General features: G+C 66.3%; 9 protein-coding genes. 6 read left to right on the plus strand and 3 right to left on the minus strand.

All coding sequences use genetic code 11. From position 1 onward, the window contains the following. Positions 1 to 94: 94 nt before the first annotated feature. Together ACIBJI_RS07140 and ACIBJI_RS07145 are read left to right on the plus strand one after the other, a co-directional pair. Complete coding sequence (locus ACIBJI_RS07140) at positions 95 to 1,288, plus strand: histidine kinase (protein ID WP_364339861.1); 1,194 nt, start codon at positions 95 to 97, stop codon at positions 1,286 to 1,288. Further along, positions 1,285 to 1,929, plus strand: coding sequence for a response regulator transcription factor (locus tag ACIBJI_RS07145; protein ID WP_364339859.1), 645 nt, complete (start codon positions 1,285 to 1,287; stop codon positions 1,927 to 1,929). The genes ACIBJI_RS07140 and ACIBJI_RS07145 overlap by 4 nt, the downstream gene beginning before the upstream one ends. A 4-nt stretch (positions 1,930 to 1,933) precedes the next feature. On the opposite strand, the gene ACIBJI_RS07150 is transcribed toward ACIBJI_RS07145, so the two are convergent. Next, complete coding sequence (locus ACIBJI_RS07150) at positions 1,934 to 2,308, minus strand: DUF952 domain-containing protein (RefSeq protein WP_364339857.1); 375 nt, start codon at positions 2,306 to 2,308, stop codon at positions 1,934 to 1,936. Between the two features lie 273 nt (positions 2,309 to 2,581). On the opposite strand from ACIBJI_RS07150, the gene ACIBJI_RS07155 reads away from it, so the two are divergent. Beyond that, positions 2,582 to 2,776 carry a hypothetical protein gene (locus ACIBJI_RS07155; RefSeq protein WP_029903635.1) on the plus strand — a complete coding sequence of 65 codons (195 nt, stop codon included), beginning with the start codon at positions 2,582 to 2,584 and terminating at the stop codon, positions 2,774 to 2,776. 68 nt (positions 2,777 to 2,844) lie between these two features. On the opposite strand, the gene ACIBJI_RS07160 is transcribed toward ACIBJI_RS07155, so the two are convergent. Further along, positions 2,845 to 3,609, minus strand: coding sequence for a TetR/AcrR family transcriptional regulator (locus tag ACIBJI_RS07160; RefSeq protein WP_364339855.1), 765 nt, complete (start codon positions 3,607 to 3,609; stop codon positions 2,845 to 2,847). Between the two features lie 119 nt (positions 3,610 to 3,728). On the opposite strand from ACIBJI_RS07160, the gene ACIBJI_RS07165 reads away from it, so the two are divergent. Continuing rightward, complete coding sequence (locus ACIBJI_RS07165) at positions 3,729 to 5,627, plus strand: DEAD/DEAH box helicase (RefSeq protein WP_364339853.1); 1,899 nt, start codon at positions 3,729 to 3,731, stop codon at positions 5,625 to 5,627. Next, positions 5,627 to 6,187, plus strand: a complete 561-nt coding sequence (locus ACIBJI_RS07170) for a hypothetical protein (protein ID WP_364339851.1) — start codon at positions 5,627 to 5,629, stop codon at positions 6,185 to 6,187. Before ACIBJI_RS07165 ends, ACIBJI_RS07170 begins: the two co-directional genes overlap by 1 nt. Before the next feature lie 176 nt (positions 6,188 to 6,363). On the opposite strand, the gene ACIBJI_RS07175 is transcribed toward ACIBJI_RS07170, so the two are convergent. Beyond that, positions 6,364 to 6,933, minus strand: coding sequence for a class I SAM-dependent methyltransferase (locus ACIBJI_RS07175; RefSeq protein WP_364339849.1), 570 nt, complete (start codon positions 6,931 to 6,933; stop codon positions 6,364 to 6,366). 55 nt (positions 6,934 to 6,988) lie between these two features. On the opposite strand from ACIBJI_RS07175, the gene ACIBJI_RS07180 reads away from it, so the two are divergent. Next, a partial coding sequence (locus tag ACIBJI_RS07180; RefSeq protein ID WP_397083344.1) for an AraC family ligand binding domain-containing protein occupies positions 6,989 to 7,703 on the plus strand: 715 nt, incomplete at its 3' end.

Raw genomic sequence — 7,703 nt, forward strand, 5'->3', positions numbered from 1 at the left:
GCCCGAGCGGGTCCGATCAGGTCGGTCGTCGGATCGACCGGAACTCATTCCTTCGGCGGACCCCGGAACGCGGGGCATGTGCTGTGATGGGGCGATGCGACGGCAGTGGGAAGCTTTGTCGGCGACCGCGCAGGACGCGCTGGTCGCCGCCTTCGCGCTCGTACTCGGCGCCGCGCTCTATCTGACCGGGCTGTCCGAGATGGCCAGTGACCTGAGCCGCCACCCGTCACTGCCGGTGCGGTTCGGGGTGCTCGCGCTGATCTGCGTGACGACCTTCCTGCGGCGGCGCGCGCCGATGTCGGCTCTCGCTATCGGGCTGATCCCCTTCGCCATCGATTTCGCACTCGGCCCGACGGTGCCGGTCTGGCTCATCTATTCGGATCTCATCTATGCCGGCGTGCTGTATGCCGCACCCGCGCGTTCGCGCTCGCTGGTCACGGTGTGTGGGGTGGTCTCGGCGGTACTGACCGTGCTGGCACTGGTGCTCGGCGACTGGCGGGTCGCGGTGATCACCATCGCCGCGCTGTTCGCCTTCGTCGCGACCCCGCTGTGGTGGGCCCTGGCGGTGCGCGGGCACAAGGAGATCGCCGAAGCCGAACGCAAACGCGCACAGGCGATGACATTGGTCGCCGAATTGGACCGACGTGCCGCCATCACCGATGAACGCAAGACGATGGCGCGCGATCTGCACGATGTGATCGCAGGACATCTCTCGGCCATCGCCATCCAGTCCGAAGCGGCGCTGGGGGTGCTGGCCCGGCAGGACACCGATCCCACTGTCGCCGGGATCATTTCGTCGATCCGGTCCAATAGTGTCAGCGCGCTGCAGGAAATGCGCACCATGATCGGTCTGCTGCGCCGTGACGACGGCGCCGAGGACGATGCGGCCGCACCGCGCAAACTGGCACAGCTGCGGATTCTCGTCGATGCCGCCCGCGCGGCCGGAATCACCGTGCGTGTGCGGGATGCACTGAACGGGACGGCGCTGCCGAGCGCGGTCGACCAGGCCGCGTACCGAATCGTCCAGGAAGCATTGACGAATGCCATGAAACACGCACCGGGACAGGAGGTCGAGATCGACGTGCGCACGGAGGCAGCGGATTTGGCCCTCTCGGTGCGCAATCCCATACTTGTGCGCAACCGACCGACCGACGACGCGCGCCACAGCGGCCTGATGAATATGCGGGAACGGGCGGTGGCGTTGGGCGGCACCTTCACCGCCGGACCCGGCGCCGACGGCTGGGAAGTCCTTGCTCGGCTGCCGATCTCGACGACGGAGGCGCGATGATCCGGGTACTGATCGCCGACGACCACGGCGCGATCCGGGCCGGACTGCGGATGATCCTGGAGACCGCCGATGGCATCGAGGTGGTCGGCGAGGCCGCCGACGGCGATATCGCGGTGGCACAGGCCAGAGCGCTGCGCCCGGATGTGGTGCTGATGGATGTGCGCATGCCGGGCGTCGACGGCATCACCGCCACCGGCCGCATCACCGACGACGGCCTGGCCAGGGTGCTCATCCTGACTACCTTCGATCTGGACGAGTACGTCTTCCGGACGCTGCGCGCCGGCGCATCCGGCTTCGTGCTGAAATCCGCGTCGGGACAAGCAATTGTCGATGCGGTGCGCGCGGTGGCCGCGGGTGACGGCGTACTCGCCCCCGAGGTGACCGCCGCGGTGATCAATGCGTTCGCCTCGACCGATGGCGAATCGAGCCGGCCCGCACCGGACGGTCTGGACGAGCTGACCGAACGCGAACGCGAGGTGCTCGACTGTCTCGGCGACGGTCTGTCCAATGCGCAGATCGCCGCGCGGCTGTTCATCGGCGAGACAACAGTCAAAACGCATGTCTCGCGGGTACTCACCAAACTCGGTGTGCGGTCCCGCGTTCAGGCCGCCATCGTGGCGCGCGAGGTCAGGGACCGGTAGGTCATCAGGACGCCGGAAACTTCGGATCGAGTGCGGCGAAGGTGCCGTCCGGGCCGGGCTGGTACTCGACCACGGCGATGACCGCGCCGACCGGCAGCGGACCGTACAGATGGGGGAACAGCATCGAGTCGGGATCGGTGGGCACGCCCGGTTCCCATTTCACCGGCGCGCCGACGCGGGCCGGATCGATGCGCAGCAGCACCATGTCACGCCTTCCGCCGAAAAGTCGGTTGGCGGGCAGGTGCGCCTGCTGTGGGGTGGAGAGATGGATGAATCCGATCTCCTCGAACGACTCCGGGCGGTACTCGCCGGTTTGCCGGGCGGTCAGCCATTCGGCGAGAGTGCAAATGTGAACGAGCGTGTGAGTGTCATGGATCACGGGTAATCTCCCGGTAGACAACTGGATAGGCCTGTTCGTGATCGTGGTCGAGTGGAGTTCGATACCAAACCAGCGATGTTCGCCAGTAGCGAAATCCCAGGTGGTGTTATCGAAAACACACAGAATCACTTCCGGGAACAAAGCCCCCGTCCCGAACGTCTGACAGAGTAGTCATACCCCTGCTGGGAAGTAGCGGTAGCGAGCCCGCGGAGTGACCACGGGCCCCACACCAGGTGAACGGACTGTAGTGCCGGGAGCCAGGACGGAGGAGTCATGCCAGGAACCCTGACAAGCACCCCACTGACCGCGGTCGATCGTTGCGACCGCTGCGGTGCTGCCGCACGAGTTCGTGCTGTATTGCCCGCAGGTGGCGAGTTGCTCTTCTGCCAGCACCACGCGAATGAACACATGGATCGCTTGCGTGAGCTCGAAGCCGTGATCGATACGGAATCGGCTCCCGCGCTCTGACCTATCCTCGCGTCCCGACACAACAGCATCGAACAACAGAACAGCGCTGATAGACGACAGCGGGCGACCTACAGGTCGCCCGCTGTCGACGTGTCCGGTCCCGCTACTCCGGACAGGATGCCGTCGAGCAGTTTTCCGAGGCCGAAGGCGAAGTCGCCCTCCGGGTCCGACGGCGCTTGATAGCGTTCGCCTACCGCCGCACCTACCCGTGAGGCGATCGGAAACTCCTCGGCCGACATGACCTCGGTCAACAGCGGGCCGTGCTGCTCCCACCACTGCGCGTCGGTCAGCTCCGCAGTACTGCGGATTCCGGCGATCGCCATCCGCGCGTTGCCGGTCGCGAATTCCGACAGCACCGCGATCACCCGATCCATAGCCAGATCGGATAACCCGATCCCTTCGATCGCGGCCAGCTGTTGTTCATAGCGGCGCATCCGGCCCGGACCGAGCACCAGCCGCCACGGTGGCACCTCGAGCAGCCACGGATGCGCCATCAGTTCCGCACGGACCTGCTCGGCGATCGCGGACATGCGGTCACGGACCGGGATATCGGTCGGGATGGGTACGTCCTCCAATGCGACCGTATCGACCATCAAAACGGTCAAAGCCTCTTTGCTCGGCACATAGGTGTAGAGGCTCATCGGGCGCAGGCCGAGTTCGGCGGCGACCGCGCGGATCGACACCTTCTCGTACCCCTCCCGATCGGCGAGGGCGATCGCGGCGGCGATGACCGCATCGACACTCACCGTCTGCTTCGGGCCTCGCCCTCCCGGTCGCGGCGGCACAGCATGCCGCCAGAGCAGGCATATCAGCTGTTTCGCCTGGTCGGTCACGTGATCCTCTCGGAATTAATTCGGTACGCTGTACGTTGTTATAATACTCCGTACGCAATACGACGATTTAGGGGACCGCTCTGCCCAGCACACAGGCCACCTACCTACCCGACCGCCATATGTTCGCGCTGTGGACTTGGACCGGCTCCACGCCCGGCCGCGCGCCCGATGGCGATCGAGAAACGCTCTCTTTAGCGGTGCCCACGGGAACTCGGGGCGCGATCGCGGTCATCGATGTCGAGTGCGCACTCGTTGATCCCGACGAACTGTTGAAGCTGGACCTCGGTAACGCGGGCCCATCCGTACATGCTTGGCGCGCGGTGCTGCTGGATGGACTCGAACCATGCGCTACACAGCCGGATTCAGGGATTGCCACACCGACCCAGCACACCCCAGCCCACAACACGTCTCGTCGCGAAGCCGCGGCACCATCCGGCTGCCCGGCCGCGTCTGATCAGGCGGGCGGCATATCGCCGCTGCGATCCGAGGCGGAGGGTCGTCTGGACGATTCGGTACTGCTGCCCATTGCGGCGCACGCTGTCCCTGACGCCGCCGGGACGTCGATCGTGTCCGCCGCGCGAGCGGCGCGGGTGTTGCGTGAAACACGGTGCGTCGGGGCGGAATTGCGGGCGGGGCTGAAGGCGGAGCTGCGGCCCTATCAAGTGCGGGGCGCGGGGTGGTTGCACGAGACCGTCGCGGCGCACGGCGGGGCGGTATTGGCCGACGAGATGGGGCTCGGGAAGACGGTGCAGACCATCGGGTTTCTGCTCGGGCGGGCCGAGCGTGGGACGCAGCTCGTGGTCTGCCCGACGTCCCTGGTCGGGAACTGGGCGCATGAGATGACACGGTTCGCACCGGGACTGCGGCCGGTGCTGTGGCGTGGGGGTGAGGTCGCGGATGAGGCCGGGACCATTGTGGTGACCGGGTATCCGATGTTGCGGTTGCACGGTGGCGTGTTGGCCGATCAGTCCTGGGCGACAGTAGTTTTCGATGAGGCGCAGGCGTTGAAGAATCCGCGCACCCAGGTGTCCAAGGCGGCGCGGGCGTTGACGGCGGAGGCGAAGGTCGCGCTGACGGGTACGCCGGTGGAGAACCATCTCGAGGAGCTGTGGGCGCTGCTGAATCTGGTGGCGCCGCGGCTGTTCGGACATCGCACGCAGTTCCGGCGTAGGTTCGTCCGGCCGATCCACGAGGGTTCGACGGCCGCGGCTTCCCGGCTGCGGGATGCACTCGAACCGGTGCTGTTGGCGCGTAAGAAGGCGCAGGTCGCCGCCTCGCTGCCCGCGAAGATCCACAGCGATCTGCTCTGCGATCTGACAAATGAGCAGGAACGGCTGTACGACCAACTGCTCGACAAGGCAATCGATGACGGCTTCGGCCACGGCGTGCAACGACAGAGCCGAGTGCTCGCGGCGCTGACCGCCCTCAAGCAGGTCTGCAACCATCCGGGACTGATCACCGGTGAGCTGGGCGAATTGGCGGGCCGATCCGGAAAGCTGGACCTGTGCACCGATATCGTGGCCAACAATCTCGAAACCGGTGACCCGACACTGATATTCACCCAGTATCGTGCCACCGGCGACCTGCTGGTCCGCCACCTGCACGAACAACTCGGAGTGCGGGCACCGTTCTTCCACGGCGGACTCGACCAGGCCGAGCGCGCCGAGATCGTTTCGGGCTTCCAGGCCGAAGACGGTCCGCCCGTGCTGATCCTGAGTCTGCGGGCCGCGGGCACCGGGCTCACCCTGACACGTGCCGCCGATGTCATCCACTTCGATCGGTGGTGGAATCCGGCCGTGGAAGCCCAGGCCTCCGACCGGGTGCACCGCATCGGGCAGACCCGCACCGTGACCATCACCACCCTGACCTCGGGCACCACCGTCGAGGAACACATCGCGGGCATGCACGACCGCAAATCCGCGCTCGCGGACCTCAACGATTCGGCGGGCATCGCCGCACTGGCCCGCCTCGATGACGACCAGCTCATCGAGATCCTGCGCCGCAAGAGGGAGAACTGATGGCGGACAACGAATTCGGATACACGGCATGGGGCATGGACTGGGTCCGGCTCGCCGAACCGCTGCGCCAGACCCGACCGGACTCGCTGCTCCCCCGTGCCCGCAGCATCGCCCGCAACCACGGTGTCCAGGCGAGCATCGAGGGCCGCATCGTGCGCGCCGCCATCCACCGCGGTGGGCAAGCCTCGGTAACCCACCTGGAAGTCGCGCCGCTGCCCCGCTCAGCGATCACCGCGATCGCCGAAATCATTCCGGACACAACAGTCCTCACCGACGAGATGCACCGTGCGTTGGTCAACGCCGGCACCACTCCGGCGCCGAATCCGGCCGGGACGGACTGCTCCTGTTCGGCTCGCACCGCGCGGTGCGTGCACGTCCTCGCGGTGTACTACGACATAGCCCGGCGCGTGGACGAGAACCCTCGACTAGCCCTGGAAATCCAGGGCTATTTCCAAGCGGCACCTGAAGATTCGGCGTCACCGGTCGAGTCACCCCGCTGGACGCCGATAAATGCACTCGACCCTGCGGAATACTTCGAGGCCGCAATAACGATGCGCTGAAACGATTCCGGCGGACGCCCTGGGGCGAGCCACCGATGATCAGTTCGACATCGAACACGAGCAGGTCGCGAACGGCCACGCGCTTGTCGGTGACTGGTCTGACGTGCACTATTCGCGCTGATGTGGCGATAGCTGCCGGATTCGACGGAAAGTGCACGCCAGAACGCTCGACCTCCTCACTCGGGACAGCGGGCGCGGAAGCGGAAACTGCGTTCGCCGGATTCGATCTCGACATCGGTGAAGCCGACTCGGGTGAGCCGGTCGGCGGCATGCTCCGGCGGAACCGGCACGCAGGTGTCGCCGAGGTGCAGCAGACGGAATACCCGGCCGTCGAGACCGTCGCTGCCCGCAAATACACCGCCGGGACGCAGGACGCGTAGGGCTTCGGCGAACAGAGCGTCCTGTGCGCCGACGGCGGGTACGTGGTGCAGCATCGTGAGGCACACAACGGAATCGAATTGCCCTGGCGGCAAGGGCATATCCGCGCCGTCGCCCTGGATCACCGTCATCGCGGCACCGTGTCGGGTACGCAGCCGATCGACGAGCACCGGATCGATCTCGATACCGGTCAGTTTGCCGGTGCGCTCTCGCAAGGCGCGGATATTGGCACCGTAGCCGGGGCCGATCTCGAGTGCGGACGCACCGAGGTCGAGGCCTGACAGCGCCCACGGCACGATCCGCGTCGTACTCGTACGCTCCCACGCCGCCGATCGGCACATCAATTTGTGGAGGTAGTTCATCGCCATGCGACTCACGCTAGGAGCGACCGACAGTGACCGCGACAGGCTACGGTGACAAGTTGTGTCGCGAAACGGCCAATCCCTGGTACCCGGCCAGCCCGGGACACCCCAGCCGAACGACGGATCCGTGGTATTACCCGCCGCGATCGGTGATACCGCCATGGTCTTCGGCGCGGGCGTCATGTCCGCAGGCCACTGGTTCGACACCCATGAACATCCGCAGCACCAAATAGCCTGGGCAGCAAGGGGTGTCATCGCCGTCGAAATCGGCGACGGGTACTGGGTGCTGCCACCGACACGCGCACTGTGGATCCCCGGCGGCACCCGACACCGAACCGGCACCACCCAGGGCGCGATCATGCGTGGCATCTTCGTAGCACCCGATCGATGCCCGGTCTCATTGACCACCCCGACGATGCTGCGAGTATCGCCATTGCTGCGCGAATTGTTCGACCATCTCACCGGACCGGACACCGCCCTCGCGCGAGCAGCGGATGCGAAGCGGCTCGAGCACGTCGACGAGCCCACTCGCAGCGCCCACCCGCTCGAGGGCACTCATGCCGAAGGGTCCGCGGCGCCGACCCGCAACCCCGCCGACAACGTCGCCACCGAACGACGCGAACGCGCGGAAGCAGTTCGATTCGAGCGCGTCGACGAAACTCCGCTCAGCGCCCGCCCGCCCGAGGGCACTCATGCCGAAGGGTCCGCGGCGCCGACCCGCAACCCCGCCGACAACGTCGCCACCGAACGACGCGAACGCGCGGAAGCAGTTCGAT

The organism is Nocardia sp. NPDC050408 (assembly GCF_044458905.1).
Taxonomy (GTDB): Bacteria; Actinomycetota; Actinomycetes; order Mycobacteriales; family Mycobacteriaceae; genus Nocardia.

Coding starts and splice junctions, on each gene's coding strand:
- ACIBJI_RS07165 (WP_364339853.1), top strand. CDS start 3,729: ATGTTCGCGCTGTGGACTTGGACCGGCTCCACGCCCGGCCGCGCGCCC.
- ACIBJI_RS07175 (WP_364339849.1), bottom strand. CDS start 6,933: ATGGCGATGAACTACCTCCACAAATTGATGTGCCGATCGGCGGCGTGG.
- ACIBJI_RS07155 (WP_029903635.1), top strand. CDS start 2,582: ATGCCAGGAACCCTGACAAGCACCCCACTGACCGCGGTCGATCGTTGC.
- ACIBJI_RS07170 (WP_364339851.1), top strand. CDS start 5,627: ATGGCGGACAACGAATTCGGATACACGGCATGGGGCATGGACTGGGTC.
- ACIBJI_RS07145 (WP_364339859.1), top strand. CDS start 1,285: ATGATCCGGGTACTGATCGCCGACGACCACGGCGCGATCCGGGCCGGA.
- ACIBJI_RS07140 (WP_364339861.1), top strand. CDS start 95: ATGCGACGGCAGTGGGAAGCTTTGTCGGCGACCGCGCAGGACGCGCTG.